This is a genomic window from Candidatus Sphingomonas phytovorans, from assembly GCA_029202385.1.
Classification (GTDB): Bacteria; Pseudomonadota; Alphaproteobacteria; order Sphingomonadales; family Sphingomonadaceae; genus Sphingomonas; species Sphingomonas phytovorans.
In genome coordinates, this window is record CP119314.1 from 435,434 (window position 1) to 455,521 (window position 20,088).

Sequence of the window (20,088 nt, forward strand, 5' to 3'; positions counted from 1 at the left end):
CCGAATCATCGTTGCCCGGAATGATTCCGCGAAAGGATTCAGCTGTCTGGTCGCGGTCCGGCGCGCCTCACGGCCAGGTCGGAAACCACATCCAATATCTGAAATTTTGTGGATCGCTCAACGGCATCGCGGAGATGATCGGGTAGAAATAGGCGAACAGGCAAAAGGCCAGTGCGAGGAATCGCACGTCCCAGCGCGCGTACCTGCCTGTGCCGAAATGATGGAACGCTGCAGCCAGTGGCAGTGCGAGGAAGATGCTCGACAAATAGTAATAATAGAAGAAGCCGATCGACTTCGGGATCACGATCCATATCGCATAGGAGGCGATCCACAGCCCCGCGACCGCCAGCATCCGGGCCGATCCGTCACGTAGCCAGGCGTAAAGGCACGCCGCTACCGCGATCAGCCCGCCCCAGAGGATCGCGGGGTTGCCCACGAAGAAAATGCCGCGCATCGCGCCATCGACCGGTTCGTACAGGTACCAGATCGGGCGGATCATCAACGGCCAGGTCGGCCAGTTCGACTGATAGGTATGCGGCGGCAGGACCTGGGTCTGCGATGCGTACATCTGCATCTGGAACTTGACGAAGGTGTCCGCCGTCAACGGAAAATGCGCATAGTAGAAGGCTGGCAGGAAGGTCAGGCTGTAGACGGAAACGCTCACCACGCCGAGTGCGAGGATGGCCGGTACCACGGGAAGGCCGGGCCAGTAGGTCTGGTTGCCCGGGTTGAGTGCTGCATAGATCGATCGCTTGCGCGCATGCCCGTCGCGCAGCCTGATCGCGACGAAGGCGACCGCTGCATAGGCGATGTACGGCGCCGCGGCCCATTTTGCCGCAACCCCCAGGCCGAGCAGCACGGCGCCCAGCAGCCAGCGTCGCCAGGTCTTGCCGGGCGGCGCGCGCATCGCCCAGAGCAGCGCGGCAATGCCCGTGACGACGAACGCGGCCATGAAGCCGTCGAGCATGCCGATCCGCGCCTGGATGAATACCGTGATGTTGAGCAAAACGAACAGCGCACCGATCGTCGCGGTCCGCACCCGGCCGAACAGCATCCACAGGATCGCGAAGATGCCAAGTACCACCGCGGTGGCGGCGAAGGTCGACATGATGCGCCAGCCAAGGCTGTTGTCGCCGAAGATCATCATGCCGAGCGCGATCAGTTCCTTGCCAAGCAGGGGATGCTCGATGTTCGATGGCCCGCTCAACGTCATCAGCACCCTGGCGGCGGCGACATAGTGCGTCTCGTCGAACACCAGCTTGTGCGGCGTGGTGAGTCGGAAGCTGAACAGCAATTGGGCGAGAAGGCCGATGATCGCGGCGGCGCGGTACGGGCGGGGCTGCGACTCGGCGGTCATCACCCTGCCATTCCCACTTCGGCTGCCTCCTTTCAAGAGAAGGGAGGAGAGTCGCCCATTGACGCAGGGCAATGCGTCCCGGCAAAGCGGGCCGCATGAAACGCCGTACCGGACAAGACCGCTCGATCACCAGCCACTGGCGCCCCGCAACGCAAGCCGTGCGCGGTGGCACCGCGCGCTCCGAATGGGGCGAGACGTCGGAAGCGCTCTTCCTGACCTCGGGCTATGCCTATGATTGCGCGGGCGACGCTGCAGCGCGCTTCGCGGGCGAGCAGGTCGGGATGACCTATTCCCGCCTGCAGAATCCGACGGTGCAGATGCTCGAGGAGCGCATTGCGCTGCTTGAAGGTGCCGAAGCGTGCCGTTCGATGGCGACCGGCATGGCGGCGATGACGGCGGTGCTGCTCTGTCAGCTCCAGACTGGCGACCATATCGTCGCGGGCCGCGCCGCCTTTGGCTCGTGCCGCTGGCTTACCGATACGCTGCTGCCCAAATTCGGCATCGGCGTGACCATCGTCGATGCGCGCGATCCGCAGCAATTCGCTGATGCGATCCGGCCTGAGACGAAGCTGTTCTTCTTTGAAACGCCCGCTAACCCGACGATGGACGTGGTCGACCTGAAGGCAGTCTGCGACATTGCCCGCAAGAACGGCATCCTCAGCGTCGTCGACAATGCCTTCGCCACGCCCGCGTTGCAGCGGCCGCTGGAGTTCGGCGCTGACGTGACCGCCTATTCAGCCACCAAGATGATGGACGGGCAGGGCAGGGTGCTTGCCGGTGCCGTGTGCGGAACCGAAGATTTCATCAACAACACGCTGTTGCCCTTCACCCGCAACACCGGGCCGACGCTCAGTGCGTTCAACGCCTGGGTGGTGCTCAAGGGCCTGGAGACGCTCGACCTGCGTATCCGCCGCCAGAGCGAGAACAGCCTGAAGGTCGGCGCCTTCCTTGAGACGCGCGTGCCACGCATCCTCCATCCCGGCTTGCCCAGTCATCCGCAGCACAATCTCGCCATGACGCAGATGGATGCGTGCGGCCCGATCTTCGCCTTCGAGGTCGAGGACCGGAAGCAGGCGCATGGCCTGCTCGATGCGCTCACCCTGGTGGATATCTCGAACAATATCGGCGATTCGCGGTCGCTGATGACTCATCCTGCCTCCACCACCCATTCGGGCGTGGCCGAGGATAAGAGGCTTGAGATGGGCGTCAGCGAAGGCATGCTTCGCCTCAATGTCGGCCTGGAGGATGCGCAGGACGTGATCGACGATCTCGATGGCGCACTCCGGACGGTAGGGCTGTGAAGGCGCTTTTCCCCAATGTGGCGGAAACGCGCGGCGTCATCGTGCGCGTCTCGGTCAGCTACCTTCCCGAACAGTCGGAGCCGGGACGCGGGCGCTGGTTCTGGGCCTATCATGTCCGGCTCGAGAATGAGGGGCCGATGGCGGTGCAATTGCTCACCCGTCACTGGATCATCACTGACGGTCGCGGCGCGCGCCACACCGTCGAGGGCGAGGGCGTCGTCGGCGAACAGCCGCTGATCGCGCCGGGCGGCAGCTTCGACTATGTCTCCGGCTGCCCGCTCGCGACCCCGACGGGCAGCATGAAGGGCACCTATCACATGCTCGGCGAGGACGGTTCGGCCTTCGACGTCGATATCCCCAAATTCGCGCTGCTCGCGCCGGCGGTGGGCGCATGAAGCGGACGCACCTTCCGCTCAACGGTTTGCGCGTGCTCGACGCGGCCGCGCGGCACCTGTCCTTCACCCGCGCCGCCGACGAGCTTGCCGTCACGCCGGCGGCGGTCGGCCAGCAGATTCGGGCGCTGGAGGATACGCTCGGCGTCGTGCTGTTTCGTCGCACCACCAAGGGCCTTGAACTGACGCCTGAGGGCGAGGCTGGCCTTGCCGCACTCCGCCACGGCTTCCTCCAGTTCGAAGAGGCGGTCCGCGCGATGCAGGCGGGGCAGACGTCGAAGTCGCTGACCATCGCCGCCCCGCGCGACCTGACCGAGAAATGGCTGATGCCGCGTCTGGCCGAAATCGCGCGCGCCGATGGCGAGCTTCGCTTCGTCCTCGTCTCCGCCGATGATGATGTCGATTTCACCGAGGCGAATCTCGATCTCGCGATCCGCTGGGGCGACGGCCCGGGGGAGCATGAGGGCGAGGCGCTCGAATCCGAAGGAATGGTGACGGTGGAGCGTCCTGGCGGCGGGATCGACACGCGCATCTCCTGGCCGGGTTGTCTCAACGATCCGGACGTCTCGCTTGTCCGTGTCGGCGACGCGGGCCTCGCGATAGACGCTGCCGCGCAGGGGCTGGGGCGCGCAACGGTGCCCGAGCTTCTTGCTTCGGCCGATCTGGCGTCGGGCCGCGTCGTCCGGATCGGCGAACCGCGACCGTCGGCGCTGGGCTATTGGATCGTCGCCCCGCTGCCGCAATGGCGCCAGAAGAAGGTACGCTCGCTGGTCGACGCGCTGACCGCGTGAGCGAGAGCTTCGTCAGCGAGCGGCTCGCCATGCGACCGCAGCGTCTCGAGGATGCCGAAGCCCTGCACGAAGGGTATCGGGACGAGGCGCTCATGCGCTACTGGTCGAGCGCGCCGCATGCCAGCCTGGCGGAAACGTCCGACTATCTTGCCAAGGGTATCGAGGATACGGACTGGCGCGGTTGGGTGATCACGCTGCGGGAGAGCGGGGACGTGATCGGCACGCTGGCAGCCATGCCGCACCGTGAGGGCGTGACCGAGGTCGGTTATCTGCTTCTGCGGCGGTTCTGGGGACATGGCTATGCCCGCGAGGCAGTCGCCCGGCTGCTCGATCTGCTCCTCCGGGAGGAAGGCGATCGCCGCGTGATGGCGGATGCTGATCCGGAGAATGATGCGTCCAATGCGCTGCTGAAGGATCTCGGCTTCACGCTCGAAGGCCGGCTGCGCGGCGAATGGGAAACCCATATCGGTGTCCGCGACAGCCTGATCTGGGGCCTGCTGGCCGAGGAGTGGAAGGCCCGATGAGCAAGCCCGACCTGAACGACCCCGCTCAGCGGGCCGCGTACCGACGCGAACTGCAGGGCGTCGCCAAACCCCTGCGCTATACCGGTGTGGCTTTTGCGCTGCTTGGCGCGGTGCTGGCCATCGTCCGCAGCAAATGGGCGCCGCAGATGCCGTCGGCGATCCCGATGGCCGCATTGGCGCTCGGCGTGCTCAACATGCTGGCGGCGATCGCGCTGCGCACCCGTTACCACCAGCAACGCATGCGGGACTAGGTCTCAGCGGGCCTTCTTATAGTCCGGTCGAATGCCGGACTGGGCCCAGTATCGCGTCAGGCCGATTTCGGTTGCGAGCCGCTCGAAACGCGGATCGGCGCGCATCGCCCCGGTGGTGGGCATGAACAGCGGGACGGTGCGGCGATCGGCGGGGCGGGTATAGCCGCCCTGCTGCTCCGTGAAGCGCACATCGCCCACCCGGAATCCGCGACCGAAGAAATAGGCGTCGGCCAGGGTGAAGGCATCATCGAGCCGTCCGACCGCACCGGCGAACTGGATCGTGTTCTCCGCCTGGCCTGCTGCCCTGCGCGCCGCCGCCATGTTCATCTCTATCGCGGCGTCGATATCGGTCCTGGCGCCGCTCGCAATGGCCCGGGCGCTGGCAAGCACCAGGTCGAAATTGCCCTCGGGAATGCCGGTCGGGCGTCCGCCGCGTTCCTCGCCAAAGGCGATCGCCTCGCGCGCGCGGCCGGTATAGGTCAGCAGCTGAAAGCGTGTGAACCAGACCGCATAGTGCATCGGGTATAGCGCGAAGGCATCGTCCATCGCGCGATCGGCCTCTTCGAGCCGCCCCGCCGCCCACAACAGCTGAACGCGCGAATAGCTGAACCCGGGCGATGGCGCCGCGATCCTGGCAATCCGATCTGACAGGATAGCGGCCTCGGTCATGCGTCCCACGGAGGAAAGGAGGCTCGACAGTGTGCCCATGAACACTTCGCTATCCGGGTGATCGGCCATTGCCTGCCTCAGCACCTGTTCGGCGGACCGCCAGTTGCCGATGCGCGGCTTGAGCGCGATCAAGGCAACCTTGGCATAGGCATTGCCGGGGTCGAGCGAAAGCGCGCGCTCGGCAGCGGCGCGGGCGCGTTCTTCCATGCTGGCGATATATTCCGAGGGCCGCGTTCGCGCCGCAGCCGCATAGGCGCCTGCGAGGGCGCCCCAACCATCGGCATAATCGGGCCGTATCTCGACTGCCCGGCGAAACAGGCCGATTGCCTGGGTGATCCCTTCGGGATCGCCGTGGCTCATCGCCATGTTCGCCTGCTGCATGAACGGCGCCACGATGGCCGGCGCGGCAGCACCGGACGCTCCGTGGCGCCACCACAGGATACCGCCTGCCGCAGCGACAGAAGCACCTGCCGCGCCGGCGATGATCGCGCGTCGCGTCGGCAATCGAGGGCTCGACGGCCGGACCCCCTCCATTGTGGGCACCGACAGGCTTTCAGGGCGTCCGCCTTCGACGATCAGGCGATAACCGACCTTGGTCACGGTCTCGATGCGGAATCGGCCCCCGCCGATGCCTTCGGCAAGGCGTCGCAGCCGGGAGATCACCCGGTTGATCGCATCTTCGCCGACGACGCGCCCGTCCCAGCAGCTCCGGGTCAGGTCGTCACGCGAGAGTGTCGCTCCCTTCGCCCGTGCGAGGGCGACGAGCACCTGCATCACGCGGGGCTCGACCACTTCGCGTGTGCCGTCTGTTCCCACGATCTCGCGCGTGCCCGGCTCGACGGAAAGAGCGCCGAGCGCAAATGCCAGCTCATGTGCCAGGTCGATTCGATCGGCTGAAACCAAGCTTCTCCCCCATCATCGGTATTCTATCGGCGAATGATCAGGCCCTCATCACCTGCTCATCCTCCCGATCAGACCTGCTTCCTGTCACGTATCTGGCATCGAGGCGGCTCGGTCTCGCCAGCGGCCATCCGAACGGAAGCCATCATGCACAAGCTCTTTATCGCCGCCAGCGCTGTCTTCGCCACCTTTGCTCTCGGCCCTGCCAATGCAGGCGGCGGAAGCTGGAAGGTCGGCAACTACCAATATCACCTTTATTATGGCGAGCTCGACATGAACAGCGCTGCAGGTCGGGCGGCGATGCTCGGGCGGGTCGCCAGGGCAGCGGACAAGCTCTGCGCCGAGCGGCTCGACCGCGACGAATGCGTTGCCGCTACGATCGAGCAGGCAACTCGCGCAAAGGGCGGTACCTCGCTGAAACTCGCCCTGAGCGAACGCAGCGCGGGGCACTACGCCGCGCGCTGACTACCTTATCCGAAAAGGAGGATGGCGGGTCATTTACCCTTTGAGGCGCCGTCCTCCCGAACCTCCCTCCCCGCAAGGGGAGGGTTTTTTCTTCAGCGGGGCATGGATCGTCGGAGATCAGGCGTCGATCGCGTCCTCGTCCATCCGTGCCGCGTTTTCCTGGATAAAGGCGAAGCGATGCGCCGGGTTGTTGCCCATCAGCCGGTCGACCAGATCCTTCACGACCGCGCGTTCTTCATATTCCTGGGGAAGGGTGATGCGCAGCATGCCGCGGGTTTTCGGATCCATCGTCGTTTCGCGCAACTGCATCGGGTTCATTTCGCCAAGGCCCTTGAAGCGCGCGACATCGACCTTCTTGCCCTTGAACTCCTTCGCCTCGATCGCAGCGCGGTGCGCGTCGTCCATCGCGTAGAGGCTCTTGGTGCCGGCCGTCAGACGATAGAGCGGCGGCTGGGCGAGGTAGAGGTGCCCGCGCCTGACGAGCTCGGGCATCTCCTGGAAGAAGAAGGTCATCAGCAAGGTCGCGATATGCGCCCCGTCGACATCGGCGTCGGTCATGATGACGATACGCTCGTAGCGCAGGTTGTCCGGAATGCAGTCCTTGCGCGTGCCGCAGCCGAGCGCCTGGATCAGGTCGGCAATCTCCTGATTGGCGAGGATCTTGGCCGAGGTTGCCGAGGCTACGTTCAGGATCTTGCCGCGGATCGGCAGGATCGCCTGGGTCTTGCGGTCGCGCGCCTGCTTGGCCGAGCCGCCGGCCGAATCGCCTTCGACGATGAAAATCTCGGTACCTTTGGGATCGTCGGCCGAGCAATCGGTCAGCTTGCCGGGCAGGCGCAGCTTGCGTGCTGAGGTGGCGGTCTTGCGCTTGACCTCGCGCTCCTGCTTGCGGCGCAGGCGCTCGTCCATCCGCTCCAGCACATAGCCGAGCAGGGCCTTGCCCCGCTCCATATTGTTGCTGAGGAAATGGTCGAAATGGTCGCGCACCGCCTTTTCGACCAGCACGGCCGCCTCGGGCGATGTGAGTCGGTCCTTGATCTGGCTCTGGAATTGCGGCTCGCGGATGAAGACGGAGAGCATCAGCTCGCTGCCTGTCATCACATCCTCGGCCGCGATCTCCTTGGCTTTCTTCTGTCCGACCAGATCGCCGAAGGCGCGCATGCCCTTGACCAGCGCCGCACGCAGCCCGGCTTCGTGCGTGCCGCCGTCTGGCGTCGGGATGGTGTTGCAATACCAGCTGTACGATCCGTCGCTCCACAGCGGCCAGGCGACGGCCCATTCGACCCGGCCCTTCGAGTCGGCGAATTCCTGGTTGCCGGTGAAGAAATCGGTGGTGGCGCATTCGCGCACACCGATCTGCTCGCGCAGATGGTCGGCAAGGCCGCCGGGGAACTGGAACACCGCCTCGGGCGGCGTATCGTCCGAAATCAGTTCGGGTGCGCATTTCCAGCGGATTTCGACGCCGGCGAACAGATAGGCCTTGGAGCGCGCCAGCTTGTAGAGTCGCGCCGGCTTGAAGAGCAGTTCCGGGCCGAAGATCTCGTCGTCCGGCACGAAGCTGACCGAGGTGCCGCGCCGGTTGGGCGTGCCGCCGAGCGATTCGAGCGGACCGAGCGTGACGCCGCGGGAGAATCGCTGGCGGAACAGTTCCTTGTTGCGGGCGACTTCGACGGTCGTGTCGGACGACAGGGCGTTGACGACGCTGACACCGACACCGTGCAGACCGCCCGAGGTAGCATAGGCCTTGCCGTCGAACTTGCCGCCCGAATGCAGCATCGACATGATCACTTCGAGCGCTGACTTGTCCGGAAATTTCGGGTGCGGATCGACCGGCATGCCGCGGCCGTTGTCGACGATGGTCAGCCTGTTGCCGGGTTCGAGCGATACTTCGATCCGCGTGGCATGCCCTGCAACCGCTTCGTCCATCGCATTGTCGAGCACCTCGGCTGCGAGATGATGCAGCGCTCGCTCGTCGGTGCCGCCGATATACATGCCGGGCCGCCGCCGGACAGGCTCAAGCCCCTCCAGCACCTCGATCGAGGAGGCGTCGTAGTCGGTGGTCGTCTTGGATGAGGAAGCGAAAAGGTCTTCGGCCATGGAAGAGCTATAGGGTCCGGTGAGTCACCAGCGCAAGAATCCTTCTCCCTCTGGAAGAAGGGTGGCGCCATCCCTCTCCCACATGGGAAGAGGGGGCTGAATCAACGAACCCGTGGGCCGCCGAAGGGCAGGGGCGGCGGGGGGCGGCGATCGCGGCGTGGCAACTGCGCCTGATAGGCATGGCCGCAATGCGCGACGCAATAGGGGAAGCCCGGGTTCACCTTGTCGCCGCAGAAGTGGAAATCGGGCTCGCCGGGATGGCCGAGCGGCCATTTGCAGATCTTGTCGTTGAGATCGAGCAGGGTCGTCTTGCCCGCCATGTCGGCCGAGGGCTTGGCGGGAACGAGCCGGCGTGGAGGCGCCGGGGTGATCGGGGCCTGCTGCTCGCCAGGGGCCTGGCGCAGGAATCCGCCAGGGCCGACCGAGCGCATGATGGGCTGCGGAGCAGCGGCGACGGGTGCCGCGACGACCTCGACCTCGCTGTCGGTATCGTCGTCATCCTCTTCCTCGTCGATCTCGACCTTGGCGGCGATCGGTGTCGGGGCGGGAGCAGGCTGTGCGGCGCGCTCCGGGGCCTTGGGCGGAGCGGGCTTGGGTTCCGGCGTCGCAGTGGCTGCAGCAGCCTTGGCATCGGGTTCATTCGGCTTCACCGGCGACGGGCGCGATTGCAGGCCAAGACGATGCGCCTTGCCGATCACCGCGTTACGGCTGACGCCGCCCAGTTCCTCCGCAATCTGGCTGGCCGTCTGGCCAGCTTCCCACATCTTCCTAAGCGTATCGATTCGCTCGTCGGTCCAGGCCATCTTTATTCCTCAAGTCGCATTGCCGGGTTGCGGGCGGCGGCGGCAGCTATTAGCGCGTCCGCAATGAGCAGCCAGCCCCCAATCGGCGAAATCCAGTCGTCGGTGATGAACGCCCCTGGCGTTCCCGTGATCAGGAACGTCAATTGGGGCGGTCTTCGCACGCTCTATATCAAGGAGGTGCGCCGTTTCTTCAAGGTGCAGCTTCAAACGATATGGGCGCCGGCGATCACGACGCTCCTCTTTCTGATCATTTTCACCGTCGCGACGGGTGGAAAGCGCCCGGTGCATGTCGGCGGAGTCGATGTGCCCTTCGCCGATTTCATCGCGCCGGGGCTGATCGTGATGGGCATGCTGCAGAACGCGTTCGCCAATGCGAGCTTCTCGCTGCTGGTCGGCAAGATCCAGGGAACGATCGTCGATTATCTCATGCCGCCGCTGTCGACTGCCGAACTGCTCGTCGCGATGGTCGGCGGCGCGGTGACGCGCGCTTTGTGCGTGGGACTGACAGTCTGGCTGGCGATGGCGCTATGGCCGGGCGTTCATGTCACGCCGACGCATCCGATCGCGATCCTCTGGTTCGGACTGCTCGGCGCCGTATTCCTCGCGCTGATCGGTATCCTGACGTCGATCTGGGCGGAAAAATTCGACCATGCGGCGGCGGTGCAGAATTTCTTCATCGCGCCGCTGACGTTGCTCTCCGGCACCTTCTATTCGGTCGATCATCTGGCCCCGGCATTCCGCATCTTCAGCCATATCAACCCGTTCTTCTATGTCATTTCGGGTTTCCGTTACGGGTTCCTCGGCACCGCCGATTCACCGGTGATGCTTGGCGGCATCGTCATCCTGGTGATCGACGTGGTGCTCGGCCTGCTGTGCTACAGCCTGCTGCGGAGCGGCTGGAAGCTGAAGAACTAGGGCTAGACCCAGCCCTCGAGTACCTGGTCCGGCGGGCGATGTCCGTCGGCCCACATCCGGATATTGGCGATTACCTTCTCGCCCATCGCCATCCGGCCCTCATAGGTCGCCGATCCCATATGGGGGATCATCATGACATTGGGCAGCGCGAGCAGCCGGGGATCGATTTCCGGCTCGAATTTCCACACGTCCAGACCCGCCCCTGCAAGCCGGCCATTCTCCAGCGCTTCGATCAGCGCGTCCTCGTCGACGATGCCGCCGCGCGCCGTGTTGATGATGCAGGAGGTCGGACGCATCAGTGCCAGCCGGCGCGCATCGATCATGTTTTCGCTGTCGGCGTTGCGCGGCGTATGGATCGTCAGGATATCGGTCGCCTGGAGCAAGCCGTCGAGCGTGTCGTGCCAGGTCGCGCCGAACTCGGCTTCGACCGTTTCGGGCAGGCGGTGGCGGTTATGGTAATGGATCGACAGGCCAAAGGCGCGCGCGCGCCGGGCAACCGCACGGCCGATGCGGCCCATGCCGGCGATGCCAAGCGCCTTGCCGCCAATGCGATGCCCGAGCATCCCGCTTGGCGCCCAGCCCTTCCAGGCGCCGTCACGCACCAGCTTCTCGCCCTCGCCGAGGCGACGCGGCACGGACAGGATCAGCGCCATCGTGATGTCGGCGGTATCCTCGGTCAGGACGCCGGGTGTGTTGGTGACGACGATGCCGCGCGCCCGCGCCGCCTTCAGGTCGATATGGTTCACGCCTGCGCCGAAATTGGCGATCAGCTTCAACCGCGCGCCCGCACCCTCGATCAGCGCCGCATCGATCGTGTCGGTGACGGTCGGCACGAACACGTCGCAATCGGCCATCGCGCCGGCGAGGCGCGCGCGGTCCATCGGCACGTCGCCACGATTGTTCGTCGTATCGAACAATTGCTCCATCCGCTCCATCACCGTATCGGCGAGCTCTCGGGTGACGATCACCCGGGGCGTTGGCACTTTCGGATTCGGGGCGCGTCTCATTTCGGGCATGAATAAGGCTTGGCGAAGCCTTCTGCCCTCGTCAACGGTGGTTGAAGCCAGCCCGACGAACAGGGTAAACCAAATCCGATCGGAGGAAGACCAAATATGCGTTTCGGGACGACTATCGTGCTTGCGGCAGCGGCCGCCAGCCTGGCCGCGACCGCCGTCGCGCCTGCGCTCGCTGCACTCGTCCAGAAAAAGACGCCCTATTTCGCCTCGATCTCCGCGAGCAAGGCACGGATGCGCACCGGGCCGGGCAGGACCTATCCGGCGAGCTGGCTCTATCAGCGCGCTGACCTGCCGGTGAAGGTGATCGATATCTACGATCGCGGTGCCTGGATAAAGGTGGAGGACCCGGGGGGAACCCAGGGCTGGATGATGGGCAAGCTGATCAGCAATACCCGAACCGGGCTCGTGATGGGCACCATCGCCGAGCTGCGCGATTCGCCGCGTTATGGTGGCCGGGTGATGTGGCGGGTCGAGCCCGGCGTGGTCGGCCGGCTGAGCAAATGCGCGCGGGGCTGGTGCCATTTCGACGTGCGCGGGCGTGGCGGCTATGTCGAGGCGAACCATTTATGGGGTGTGGCGACGGACGAGACGCTGGGCTGATCTACGCCATGCAGATCATACCTGACGATGTGACGCATCCGGACGTCATCGCGCTGCTCGAATTCCACCTGCGCGCCGCCTTCGAGAATTCGCCGCCAGGAAGCGTGTTCGCGCTTGAGCTGACTGGTCTGCGCCATCCCTCCATTACCTTGTGGTCGGCGTGGGACGGCGCGACTCTGCTTGGCCTCGGCGCCCTCAAGCAGCTCGATACGGCGCATGGCGAACTGAAATCGATGCGCACCGCGCCCGCCCATCTGCGCCGTGGCGTAGCGGCGACGATGCTCGATCACCTGATCGAGGAAGGCCGGGCGCGTGGCTACAAGCGATTGAGCCTGGAGACCGGATCGAACCCGCCCTTCGCGCCGGCAAGGGCGCTGTATGAGCGGGCGGGGTTCGTCCCGTGCGGACCGTTCGCGGATTATGTCGATACGGATTTCAGTTGCTATTATGCGCTGACGCTCTGACCCTCCCTTTTGGGCAGGCTCAGTTCATCAACTCCACTGCCATCGCGGTCGCCTCGCCACCGCCGATGCACAGCGACGCGAGGCCGCGCTTGCCACCCGTCGTCTGCAGCGCGGAGAGCAGGGTTGCGAGGACTCGTGCGCCCGAAGCGCCGATCGGATGACCGAGCGCACAGGCGCCGCCATGAATATTCAGCCGGTCATGGCTGATCCCGAGATCGCGCATCGCGATCATCGCGACGACGGCGAAAGCTTCATTGACCTCGAACAGGTCGACTTCGTCCGCCGACCAGCCGGCCTTCTCCAGCGTCTTGCGCATCGCAAAGACGGGCGCGGTGGTGAACAGTGACGGCGCATGAGCATGGGCACCATGCGCGACGATGCGGGCGATCGGATCAAGGCCAAGCTTCTCCGCGATCGATGCGCGTGTCAGCACCAGGGCGGCGGCGCCGTCCGAGATCGAGGACGCGTTAGCCGCGGTGATCGTGCCGTCCTTCGAGAAAGCTGGCTTCAGCGTGGGGATCTTCGAAGCATCGCCCTTGGCCGGCTGTTCGTCCTGGGTCACCTGGGTAGGGCCCTTGCGGCCGGCGATTTCGATAGGGACGATTTCCCGGTCGAACGCGCCAGACTTCTGGGCCTTCTGAGCGCGCTCAAGCGAGGCAATCGCGAAATCATCCATCTGGGTGCGGGTGAACTGGTAATCGGCCGCGGTGTCCTCGGCGAAATTGCCCATCAGCTTGCCTGGCTCGTACGCATCCTCGAGGCCGTCGAGATACATGTGATCCATCAGCCGGTCATGACCGATCCGGGCGCCGCCGCGATGCCGCATCGACAGGTAGGGCGCGTTGGTCATGCTCTCCATGCCGCCCGCGACGATCAGGTCAGCCGAACCCGCCGCCAGCGCGTCCGCCGCCATGATCGCTGCCTGCATGCCCGATCCGCACATCTTGTTGACCGTCGTCGCCTCGATATGGTTCGGTAGGCCGGCCTTCAGCGCGGCCTGGCGGGCGGGGGCCTGGCCGAGACCGGCCGGCAGCACGCAACCCATATAGATCCGCTCGATCGCCTCGCCCGAAAGCCCGGCGCGCTCGACCGCGCCGCCAACCGCAGTCGCACCCAGCTCGGTTGCCGCAGCGCCCGCGAGCGATCCCTGGAAGCTGCCCATCGGCGTGCGCGCGTAGGACAGAATGATGATGGGATCGGCGGCCATGATATTCTCCGTTCAGGAAGATGCCGGCCGATCTAGGCGCGTACCCGCACGAATACAAACCGTCGTTGCGCAGCACGGCACTGCGGTTTTGCATTCCGTTCAGGCTTTGAAGAAACGCTCCACGACACTCTGCGCGATGCGTGCCGGGCGCAGCGTTTCGGCGTCGATGCAGCACCAGCTCGACTTCACCTCGGCCAGCACCTCTTCGCCGCGCTTGATGATCGTTTCGTAGAAAGCGCGGGCGCCCTGGACCTTTTCGAGCAGGACCGTCGCGATGACGTCGTCGTCGAGAAAGGTCGGCTTGCGATAGGTGATCTCGTGCTTCAGCGCGACCCAGAGGTGGCTGGCGACCGCGTCAGCCGGGGCGAAACGCTGCCAATGGTTGATCACCGCTTCCTGAACCCATTTCAGATAGCTCGCATTATTCACATGCCCCATGAAATCGATGTCGGCCGCATCGATCGCGACGGCATAGCTGTGCGAGGCATATTCGGGTTCGACCATGTTTTACCTTAACGTGAACGGCAAGTTTTGGCGAGAGCGAAGTACTGGTGTTGACCGCATTCCGTCGCGTCGCAACTTCGGCATGACGCGAGCGGGGCGGCGGCGTATCGCAGCGGCATGGAAATACTGGTCACCAGCCTCAAATGGTTTGCCTCCGGCAGCGGGATGATCGCCGCGGCGATGGTGTCGCTCGATCTCGGGCGAAAAATTACCGGCTGGGGCTTCGTGCTCTTCCTCGCCTCGTCGATCGCCTGGATCGCTGGCTCGGTGCTGACGAAGGATTTCGCGCTCGGCACCCAGAATATCGTGCTGTTCGGGATCAACCTCTTCGGTGTCTATCGCTATCTCATCCGCAAGAAGCCCAATGGTTGATCCCTGGGCCTGGCCAGTCGCGCTCGGTGTCCTGGGCGCGGTGATCGGCAGCTTCCTCGCCACCCTGGTGATCCGCTGGCCGCAGGACCGGTCGGTCCTGAAGGGGCGGTCGCATTGCGATGGCTGCGATGTCGTCCTGGCCCCGCGCGATCTGATCCCGCTGTTCAGCGCAGCGCTGGCGCGCGGGCGATGCCGCCAATGCGCCGCGCCGATCGATCCACTCCACTGGCAGATAGAATTCGCTGCGCTTGGTATCGGGGTGGTCGCCGGGCTGGTTGTGCCCGGTCCCGCTGCCCTGGCCGGGTCGGTGTTCGGCTGGCTGCTTCTCACGCTCGCCGCGCTTGATGTCACGGAGTTCTGGTTGCCCGATCGGCTCACCCTCACGCTCGCGCTTGCCGGGCTGGTGGCAGGGGCCGTCGGGGTCGAGCCTGCGCTTGCCGACCGGCTGATCGGGGGCGTCGGCGGCTTCGGGGCGCTCTGGCTGATCGGCTTCGCCTATAAACGGCTTCGCGGCCGGGAAGGGCTGGGCGGGGGCGATCCGAAACTGCTGGGCGCGATCGGCCTGTGGCTCGGCTGGCGGATGCTGCCGGCGGTCCTGCTCCTGGCTGCGCTGACCGGCCTGGCGCTGGTCCTGGTGGGGATGGTCCGCGGCCGCGCTGCGAGGCTGGATGATCGGGTGCCGTTCGGCGCGCTGCTTGCGATCGCTGCTTACCCGGCCTGGCTGTTCCTGTTAGGATCGGCCGGATGATGCGTTTCGCGATCCTGCCATTGCTGCTCGCCGGAGCCGCCTCCGCACAGACTCCGCCACCGGCTTCGATCGACGGTCTGCCGATCGGTGCGATCCCGGCCCAGGCACTGCCCGCAACCGGCTGCGCCGCGTTCCTGTGGACCGCGACTGGTAGCCGGGCCCTGGTCGCGATGGCGGGTGCCGATTCCGCGCAGCTGCGCGTGTCGATCGGCGGGGCGCTGACTGACCTGCCGCGCACCGAGCAGCATGATGCCGGGGGCTTCGGCTTTGCCGGCGTGACTCACTATCAGGCGGGCGATGTGACTGCGATCCTGACCATGTCGATCGAGACGCGCGGTGACCTGAAGGACGGTGCGTCCGTGCCGGAGGCAACGCTCAGGATCGACCGCACCGGGCAGGACAGCATCGTGGTGCCGCTGGCGGGACTTGTCGGTTGCGCGACATAGCATAGGCTGCGCTATATTGATCGGCGGGCAGGGGAGAGAGAAACGATGGCGACGATGCAGGATATCCTGACGGGGCAGCGCGCCGCGTTCATGGCCGAACTGCCGGTATCGATTGCCGTCCGAAAGGATCGCCTGAAGCGGGCGGCCGCGATGATCGCCGACAATGCCGACGCCTTTTGCGATGCGCTGAGCGAGGATTTCGGCCACCGCAGCCGCGAGCAATCGATGCTGACCGACGTCGCCAGTTCGATAGCGCCGATCAACCACGCGCTCAAATCGGTCGAGAAATGGGCGCGGCGGGAAAAGCGCCCGGTGCTTTTCCCGCTCGGGTTGCTGGGCGCGAAAGCGTGGATCGAATATCAGCCCAAGGGCGTGGTGGGCGTGATCGCGCCGTGGAATTTCCCGGTCAATCTCGTCATGTCGCCGCTTGCGGGTGTGCTGGCGGCGGGCAACCGCGCGATGGTGAAGACCAGCGAATATACCCCGCGCGTCGCCGCCCTGTTCGAGGAGGTGGTCGTCAGATATTTCGCGGCGGACGAACTGGCCTTCGTCTCGGGCGGGCCCGATATCGGCAAGGCATTCGCTGAGCTCCCCTTCGATCATCTCATCTTCACGGGCGCCACCGCGGTCGGGCGGCATATCCTGCATGCGGCCGCGGATAACCTGACGCCCGTCACGCTTGAGCTCGGTGGAAAATCGCCGGTGATCGTCGGCGCTTCGGCGGATATCGCCAGGGCGACCGAGCGCGTGGCCTTGGGCAAGATGCTGAATGCCGGGCAGATCTGCCTCGCGCCCGACTATATGCTGGTCGAAGCCCGGCAGGAGGCCGAGGTGGTCAGCGGACTGAAGGCTGCCGCATCGGCGATGTACCCGACCTTGCTCGCCAATCCCGATTACACATCGGTCATCAATGACCGGCATTTCGCGCGCCTCAACGGTCTGCTCGACGACGCCCGGGCAAAGGGAGCGAAGGTCGAGGCGGTCAATCCGGCGAACGAAGATTTCGGCGCTTCCAACGCGCGCAAGATGCCGCTTCATATCGTCACCGACGTGACTGACGACATGGCAGTGATGCAGGAGGAGATTTTCGGGCCGATCCTGCCGATACGCCGCTATGACGGGATCGGCGATGCGATCGCTCAGGTGAACCGGCGCGACCGTCCGCTCGGCCTCTATTATTTCGGCGGCGACGAAGGCGAACGCCGGCAGGTGCTCGACCGTACGATCGCGGGCGGCGTGACGCTTGACGATGTGATCTTCCATATCAGCATGGAGGATCTGCCGTTCGGCGGGGTGGGGCCATCAGGCATGGGCGCCTATCACGGGCTCGACGGCTTCAGGACGTTCAGCCATGCCAAGAGCGTGTACCGGCAGGTGAAGCTCGACGTTGCCAAGATCGCCGGACTCAAGCCGCCTTATGGCAAGGCCACGATGAAGGCAGTCGCCCGGCAGATGAAGGGATAGGCTTCCCCTTCCGTCGTGCCTGACTCGTTTCGGTATCGACCATGCCGCAGATTGCCCGCTTTCGAATGTACGGCACCGTGGAAGCGGTACGGTCAGTCCTCCAGCGCCGCGCGTCGGCTCTCCAGCCATGAACGTTCGGCTCGTTCCGGGCTGAGCGTCAGCGTAGCATCGTAGGCCTCTCGCGCCGCTTCGGTCAGACCGACCCGTGCCAGCAGATCGGCACGGACGGCATGATAGGGCAGGAAATCCGCCAGTCCCGGCGCATCCAGCGCATCGACTTCCTCAAGCGCCGTCTCCGGTCCGGCGACCTGGGCCAGTGCCACGGCGCGATTCAGCCGGACGATGGCGTCGTCGCGCAAGGCGAGCAGCGCGTCGTACAGCACGAGCACCGACCGCCACGGCGCTGGCCCGGCGAGCGAAGCGCGGGCGCACCATTCCGCATGGATCAACGCCTGCAGGGCACGCCTGCCCGGCGCCCCGGCGCTGAGTGCCCGGGCGAGAAAGGCGCGCGCCTCCACGATTAACGCTGTATCCCAGTCCGCCGGGTCCTGCTGGTCGAGCGGCACCATCACGCCTTCCGTATCGACCCGCGCCGGGCGCCGCGCTTCGGCGAATCGCACTGTCGCCGCCAGCGCCAGTACTTCCGGCTCTCCGGGAGCCAGCGTGGCGAGCGTTGCGGTGATGCCGAGCATTTCGTACGCGTAGCCGGCGTGACGGCCACTGCCGCCCGCATCCTCATGCGCCTTGGCATAGGCGATCTCGATCGTGCTCAGCACCGCGTCGAGCCGCTCCGGCCATGCGTCGCGACTCGGGACCTCGAAGGGCACGCCGGCACGAGCGATCTTGTGCTTCGCGCGCACCAGCCGTTGAGCGAGCGTCGGTTCGGGAAGGAGAAAGGTCCGCGCGATCTCCGGTGTCGAAAGTCCGCAGACCAGCTTGAGCGTCAATGCCGCGCGTGCCTCCGGATGGATCGCGGGATGGCAGCAGATGAAGATCAGCTTCAGTCGCTCGTCCGGGATCAGCCTGGTATCGGCCATCAGTTCCTCCTCCGGGCTGAGGGGTAGTTCGGGATCGGGCAGCGAGGCGCCCGATCGTACCGCGCGCCGCCGAACCATGTCGAGCGCGGCGCGCTCGGCGACACGATAGAGCCATGCCGCTGGATCGCGCGGCGCCTCGATCGCCCATGCGGCAACTGCCCGTGCACATGCCTCGGCGAACGCATCCTCGGCGATATCGAGATCGCGGAACTGGGCCGCCAGCGCGGCACGAACGCGCGCGCCGTGATCGCGCGCGGCCCGGTCCAGCGCTGGACTCAATCGGTATCGCCGAGCACCGGCCGGATCTCGATCGATCCGTCGGCGTGGAGCGGGAGCTTCCTCGCGATGGCGATCGCCGCATCCAGATCGGGCGCTTCGATCAGATAGAAGCCGCCAAGCTGTTCCCTGGTCTCGGCGAACGGACCGTCATGGATTGTCTGCGCGCCGGACCGGGTCACGACGGTGGTGGCCATGCTGGTCGGCAACAGGCCGGCCCCGCCCTGCCGCGCCTCGCCGACATCATCGCCGAACGCGATATGGCGCTGGATGATGTCCGTGACGGCAGGGCTGTCTGGCTCCTCGCCATAGACGCTCTCGTCCTCATAGATCAGGAGCATATATTGCATCGGTCGGTCCTCCATGTGCGATCGCGGGGTGCGATCGTACCGGGGAGACGCGCGGGCGACAGCGGATTCGACAGGGCCGGGACGTTTATTCTTGATGGCTTGCCGGGGGCGTTCCTTCAGCGTCTCCGGCGAACACCCGCCCGACATGCGCCTCGCCTCGGTTTTCCGCCAGGCGCTCCTGGCGATGCCGCTCGGCATAGCCGGCGCGCTGCTCCTCGTTGCGCGAATCGTGGCAGGCGGGGCAGGTCACGCCTTCGACATAGAGCGGTGAAGCGCGGTCTTCCGGGCTGACCGGCATACGGCAGGCGTGACACAGCGCATGTGTCCCGATCTCCAGCCCGTGGGTGACCGCCACGCGCTGGTCGAAGACGAAGCATTCGCCCTCCCAGCGGCTCTGTTCGGTGGGTATTTCCTCGAGATATTTCAGGATGCCGCCTTCAAGGTGATAGACCTCGTCCAGCCCTTCGGCCTTGAGGAAAGCGGTCGCTTTCTCGCAGCGGATGCCGCCGGTGCAGAACATTGCGATCTTGGGCGCGGCAGCGAGTTCGTCGCGATGCGCGCGAAACCAGGCGGGGAAATCGCGGAAGCTGTGCGTCTTCGGGTCGATCGCGCCCGTGAAGCTGCCGATCGCGACTTCGTAATCGTTGCGCGTGTCGATCAGGATCGTGCCCGGCGCGTCGATCAGTTCGTTCCAGTCGGCGGGCGCGACATAGTGGCCGACCTCCTGCAGCGGGTCGATATCGGGCTCGCCCATCGTCACGATCTCGCGCTTGAGGCGGACCTTCATTCGGTGGAACGGCATCTTCGCGGCTTGCGAATCCTTTACCTCGATATCCGCGCAGCCGGGCAGGGTGCGGATATGGTCGAGCACGCGCTCGATCGCGTCGGGCGTGCCCGCGATGGTGCCGTTGATGCCTTCAGCTGCGAGCAGGATCGTGCCGCGTATCCCGTTCCCCTCGCACAATTGTGCAAGCGGTGCCCGCAATGCCGCCGGATCGACGAACCTGGCAAAGCGGTAGAGCGCTGCGACGCGAAGAGGGGCGGGGCGATTAGTCATGCGCGGTCAGCTAGAGTATCCCGGGCCCTCGCGTCAAAATCCGGCATTGCCCCTATTGCGTGCTGCTGCCTTCTTTGCCGGC

General features: G+C 65.4%; 23 protein-coding genes. 13 read left to right on the plus strand and 10 right to left on the minus strand.

Going from position 1 to position 20,088, the window contains the following annotated elements:
- Positions 1-67: 67 nt before the first annotated feature.
- Positions 68-1,357: a glycosyltransferase family 39 protein gene (locus tag P0Y59_02010; protein ID WEK00491.1), complete on the minus strand. Its 1,290-nt coding sequence runs from the start codon at positions 1,355-1,357 to the stop codon at positions 68-70.
- A 95-nt stretch (positions 1,358-1,452) separates the two neighbouring features.
- Between P0Y59_02010 and P0Y59_02015 the strand changes: the two genes are divergently transcribed.
- The 5 genes from P0Y59_02015 to P0Y59_02035 are packed head-to-tail and all read left to right on the plus strand — an operon-like array spanning position 1,453 to position 4,616.
- Positions 1,453-2,658 carry an aminotransferase class I/II-fold pyridoxal phosphate-dependent enzyme gene (locus P0Y59_02015; GenBank protein WEK00492.1) on the plus strand — a complete coding sequence of 402 codons (1,206 nt, stop codon included), beginning with the start codon at positions 1,453-1,455 and terminating at the stop codon, positions 2,656-2,658.
- On the plus strand, positions 2,655-3,053 hold the full coding sequence (gene apaG, locus P0Y59_02020; protein WEK00493.1) for a Co2+/Mg2+ efflux protein ApaG: 399 nt from the start codon (positions 2,655-2,657) through the stop codon (positions 3,051-3,053). Before P0Y59_02015 ends, apaG begins: the two co-directional genes overlap by 4 nt.
- On the plus strand, positions 3,050-3,841 hold the full coding sequence (locus P0Y59_02025) for a LysR family transcriptional regulator (GenBank protein ID WEK00494.1): 792 nt from the start codon (positions 3,050-3,052) through the stop codon (positions 3,839-3,841). Before apaG ends, P0Y59_02025 begins: the two co-directional genes overlap by 4 nt.
- On the plus strand, positions 3,838-4,365 hold the full coding sequence (locus P0Y59_02030; protein ID WEK00495.1) for a GNAT family protein: 528 nt from the start codon (positions 3,838-3,840) through the stop codon (positions 4,363-4,365). The genes P0Y59_02025 and P0Y59_02030 overlap by 4 nt, the downstream gene beginning before the upstream one ends.
- Positions 4,362-4,616, plus strand: coding sequence for a hypothetical protein (locus P0Y59_02035; protein WEK00496.1), 255 nt, complete (start codon positions 4,362-4,364; stop codon positions 4,614-4,616). Before P0Y59_02030 ends, P0Y59_02035 begins: the two co-directional genes overlap by 4 nt.
- A 3-nt stretch (positions 4,617-4,619) precedes the next feature.
- Here P0Y59_02035 and P0Y59_02040 read toward each other — a convergent pair whose 3' ends face one another.
- A complete protein-coding gene (locus tag P0Y59_02040; protein ID WEK00497.1) occupies positions 4,620-6,188 on the minus strand; it encodes a winged helix-turn-helix domain-containing protein in 1,569 nt (522 codons plus the stop codon).
- 144 nt (positions 6,189-6,332) lie between these two features.
- Between P0Y59_02040 and P0Y59_02045 the strand changes: the two genes are divergently transcribed.
- Positions 6,333-6,650, plus strand: coding sequence for a UrcA family protein (locus P0Y59_02045; GenBank protein ID WEK00498.1), 318 nt, complete (start codon positions 6,333-6,335; stop codon positions 6,648-6,650).
- A gap of 117 nt (positions 6,651-6,767) precedes the next feature.
- Here the strand turns inward: P0Y59_02045 and parE are convergent, their stop codons facing one another.
- Both parE and P0Y59_02055 read right to left on the minus strand, forming a co-directional pair.
- The gene (gene parE, locus P0Y59_02050; protein ID WEK00499.1) at positions 6,768-8,747 is read right to left on the minus strand and encodes a DNA topoisomerase IV subunit B; all 1,980 of its coding nucleotides are present in this window, start codon (positions 8,745-8,747) and stop codon (positions 6,768-6,770) included.
- Between the two features lie 101 nt (positions 8,748-8,848).
- Positions 8,849-9,550 (minus strand): GcrA family cell cycle regulator, encoded by a 702-nt coding sequence (locus tag P0Y59_02055; protein ID WEK00500.1) that lies wholly within the window; start codon positions 9,548-9,550, stop codon positions 8,849-8,851.
- A gap of 63 nt (positions 9,551-9,613) precedes the next feature.
- Between P0Y59_02055 and P0Y59_02060 the strand changes: the two genes are divergently transcribed.
- Positions 9,614-10,465: an ABC transporter permease gene (locus tag P0Y59_02060; protein WEK00501.1), complete on the plus strand. Its 852-nt coding sequence runs from the start codon at positions 9,614-9,616 to the stop codon at positions 10,463-10,465.
- Between the two features lie 2 nt (positions 10,466-10,467).
- Here the strand turns inward: P0Y59_02060 and P0Y59_02065 are convergent, their stop codons facing one another.
- On the minus strand, positions 10,468-11,481 hold the full coding sequence (locus P0Y59_02065) for a D-glycerate dehydrogenase (GenBank protein WEK00502.1): 1,014 nt from the start codon (positions 11,479-11,481) through the stop codon (positions 10,468-10,470).
- 96 nt (positions 11,482-11,577) lie between these two features.
- Between P0Y59_02065 and P0Y59_02070 the strand changes: the two genes are divergently transcribed.
- A complete protein-coding gene (locus P0Y59_02070; protein ID WEK00503.1) occupies positions 11,578-12,081 on the plus strand; it encodes an SH3 domain-containing protein in 504 nt (167 codons plus the stop codon).
- 8 nt (positions 12,082-12,089) lie between these two features.
- Complete coding sequence (locus P0Y59_02075) at positions 12,090-12,545, plus strand: GNAT family N-acetyltransferase (protein ID WEK00504.1); 456 nt, start codon at positions 12,090-12,092, stop codon at positions 12,543-12,545.
- 19 nt (positions 12,546-12,564) lie between these two features.
- On the opposite strand, the gene P0Y59_02080 is transcribed toward P0Y59_02075, so the two are convergent.
- Both P0Y59_02080 and P0Y59_02085 read right to left on the minus strand, forming a co-directional pair.
- Positions 12,565-13,752 carry an acetyl-CoA C-acyltransferase gene (locus tag P0Y59_02080; protein WEK00505.1) on the minus strand — a complete coding sequence of 396 codons (1,188 nt, stop codon included), beginning with the start codon at positions 13,750-13,752 and terminating at the stop codon, positions 12,565-12,567.
- Between the two features lie 99 nt (positions 13,753-13,851).
- On the minus strand, positions 13,852-14,256 hold the full coding sequence (locus P0Y59_02085) for a thioesterase family protein (protein WEK00506.1): 405 nt from the start codon (positions 14,254-14,256) through the stop codon (positions 13,852-13,854).
- A gap of 117 nt (positions 14,257-14,373) precedes the next feature.
- On the opposite strand from P0Y59_02085, the gene P0Y59_02090 reads away from it, so the two are divergent.
- The 4 genes from P0Y59_02090 to P0Y59_02105 are packed head-to-tail and all read left to right on the plus strand — an operon-like array spanning position 14,374 to position 17,286.
- Positions 14,374-14,628 (plus strand): hypothetical protein, encoded by a 255-nt coding sequence (locus P0Y59_02090; protein WEK00507.1) that lies wholly within the window; start codon positions 14,374-14,376, stop codon positions 14,626-14,628.
- On the plus strand, positions 14,621-15,376 hold the full coding sequence (locus P0Y59_02095; protein WEK00508.1) for a prepilin peptidase: 756 nt from the start codon (positions 14,621-14,623) through the stop codon (positions 15,374-15,376). The genes P0Y59_02090 and P0Y59_02095 overlap by 8 nt, the downstream gene beginning before the upstream one ends.
- Positions 15,373-15,822 carry a hypothetical protein gene (locus P0Y59_02100; protein ID WEK00509.1) on the plus strand — a complete coding sequence of 150 codons (450 nt, stop codon included), beginning with the start codon at positions 15,373-15,375 and terminating at the stop codon, positions 15,820-15,822. The genes P0Y59_02095 and P0Y59_02100 overlap by 4 nt, the downstream gene beginning before the upstream one ends.
- A 54-nt stretch (positions 15,823-15,876) precedes the next feature.
- Positions 15,877-17,286, plus strand: a complete 1,410-nt coding sequence (locus tag P0Y59_02105; protein WEK02472.1) for a coniferyl aldehyde dehydrogenase — start codon at positions 15,877-15,879, stop codon at positions 17,284-17,286.
- A 92-nt stretch (positions 17,287-17,378) separates the two neighbouring features.
- Here P0Y59_02105 and P0Y59_02110 read toward each other — a convergent pair whose 3' ends face one another.
- The 3 genes from P0Y59_02110 to P0Y59_02120 all read right to left on the minus strand — a co-directional run bounded on the left by P0Y59_02110 (position 17,379) and on the right by P0Y59_02120 (position 20,006).
- Complete coding sequence (locus P0Y59_02110) at positions 17,379-18,602, minus strand: sigma factor-like helix-turn-helix DNA-binding protein (protein WEK00510.1); 1,224 nt, start codon at positions 18,600-18,602, stop codon at positions 17,379-17,381.
- Positions 18,599-18,949, minus strand: a complete 351-nt coding sequence (locus P0Y59_02115) for a YciI family protein (protein WEK00511.1) — start codon at positions 18,947-18,949, stop codon at positions 18,599-18,601. The genes P0Y59_02110 and P0Y59_02115 overlap by 4 nt, the downstream gene beginning before the upstream one ends.
- 85 nt (positions 18,950-19,034) lie before the next feature.
- A complete protein-coding gene (locus P0Y59_02120) occupies positions 19,035-20,006 on the minus strand; it encodes a rhodanese-related sulfurtransferase (GenBank protein WEK00512.1) in 972 nt (323 codons plus the stop codon).
- Between the last annotated feature and the right edge of the window lie 82 nt (positions 20,007-20,088).

Bases quoted from the DNA above. Each gene is read 5' to 3' on its own strand.
- P0Y59_02010 (WEK00491.1), bottom strand. From the start codon at position 1,357: ATGACCGCCGAGTCGCAGCCCCGCCCGTACCGCGCCGCCGCGATCATC.
- P0Y59_02015 (WEK00492.1), top strand. From the start codon at position 1,453: ATGAAACGCCGTACCGGACAAGACCGCTCGATCACCAGCCACTGGCGC.
- P0Y59_02025 (WEK00494.1), top strand. From the start codon at position 3,050: ATGAAGCGGACGCACCTTCCGCTCAACGGTTTGCGCGTGCTCGACGCG.
- P0Y59_02035 (WEK00496.1), top strand. From the start codon at position 4,362: ATGAGCAAGCCCGACCTGAACGACCCCGCTCAGCGGGCCGCGTACCGA.
- P0Y59_02045 (WEK00498.1), top strand. From the start codon at position 6,333: ATGCACAAGCTCTTTATCGCCGCCAGCGCTGTCTTCGCCACCTTTGCT.
- parE (WEK00499.1), bottom strand. From the start codon at position 8,747: ATGGCCGAAGACCTTTTCGCTTCCTCATCCAAGACGACCACCGACTAC.
- P0Y59_02055 (WEK00500.1), bottom strand. From the start codon at position 9,550: ATGGCCTGGACCGACGAGCGAATCGATACGCTTAGGAAGATGTGGGAA.
- P0Y59_02060 (WEK00501.1), top strand. From the start codon at position 9,614: ATGAGCAGCCAGCCCCCAATCGGCGAAATCCAGTCGTCGGTGATGAAC.
- P0Y59_02065 (WEK00502.1), bottom strand. From the start codon at position 11,481: ATGCCCGAAATGAGACGCGCCCCGAATCCGAAAGTGCCAACGCCCCGG.
- P0Y59_02070 (WEK00503.1), top strand. From the start codon at position 11,578: ATGCGTTTCGGGACGACTATCGTGCTTGCGGCAGCGGCCGCCAGCCTG.
- P0Y59_02075 (WEK00504.1), top strand. From the start codon at position 12,090: ATGCAGATCATACCTGACGATGTGACGCATCCGGACGTCATCGCGCTG.
- P0Y59_02080 (WEK00505.1), bottom strand. From the start codon at position 13,752: ATGGCCGCCGATCCCATCATCATTCTGTCCTACGCGCGCACGCCGATG.
- P0Y59_02085 (WEK00506.1), bottom strand. From the start codon at position 14,256: ATGGTCGAACCCGAATATGCCTCGCACAGCTATGCCGTCGCGATCGAT.
- P0Y59_02090 (WEK00507.1), top strand. From the start codon at position 14,374: ATGGAAATACTGGTCACCAGCCTCAAATGGTTTGCCTCCGGCAGCGGG.
- P0Y59_02095 (WEK00508.1), top strand. From the start codon at position 14,621: ATGGTTGATCCCTGGGCCTGGCCAGTCGCGCTCGGTGTCCTGGGCGCG.
- P0Y59_02100 (WEK00509.1), top strand. From the start codon at position 15,373: ATGATGCGTTTCGCGATCCTGCCATTGCTGCTCGCCGGAGCCGCCTCC.
- P0Y59_02105 (WEK02472.1), top strand. From the start codon at position 15,877: ATGCAGGATATCCTGACGGGGCAGCGCGCCGCGTTCATGGCCGAACTG.
- P0Y59_02115 (WEK00511.1), bottom strand. From the start codon at position 18,949: ATGCAATATATGCTCCTGATCTATGAGGACGAGAGCGTCTATGGCGAG.
- P0Y59_02120 (WEK00512.1), bottom strand. From the start codon at position 20,006: ATGACTAATCGCCCCGCCCCTCTTCGCGTCGCAGCGCTCTACCGCTTT.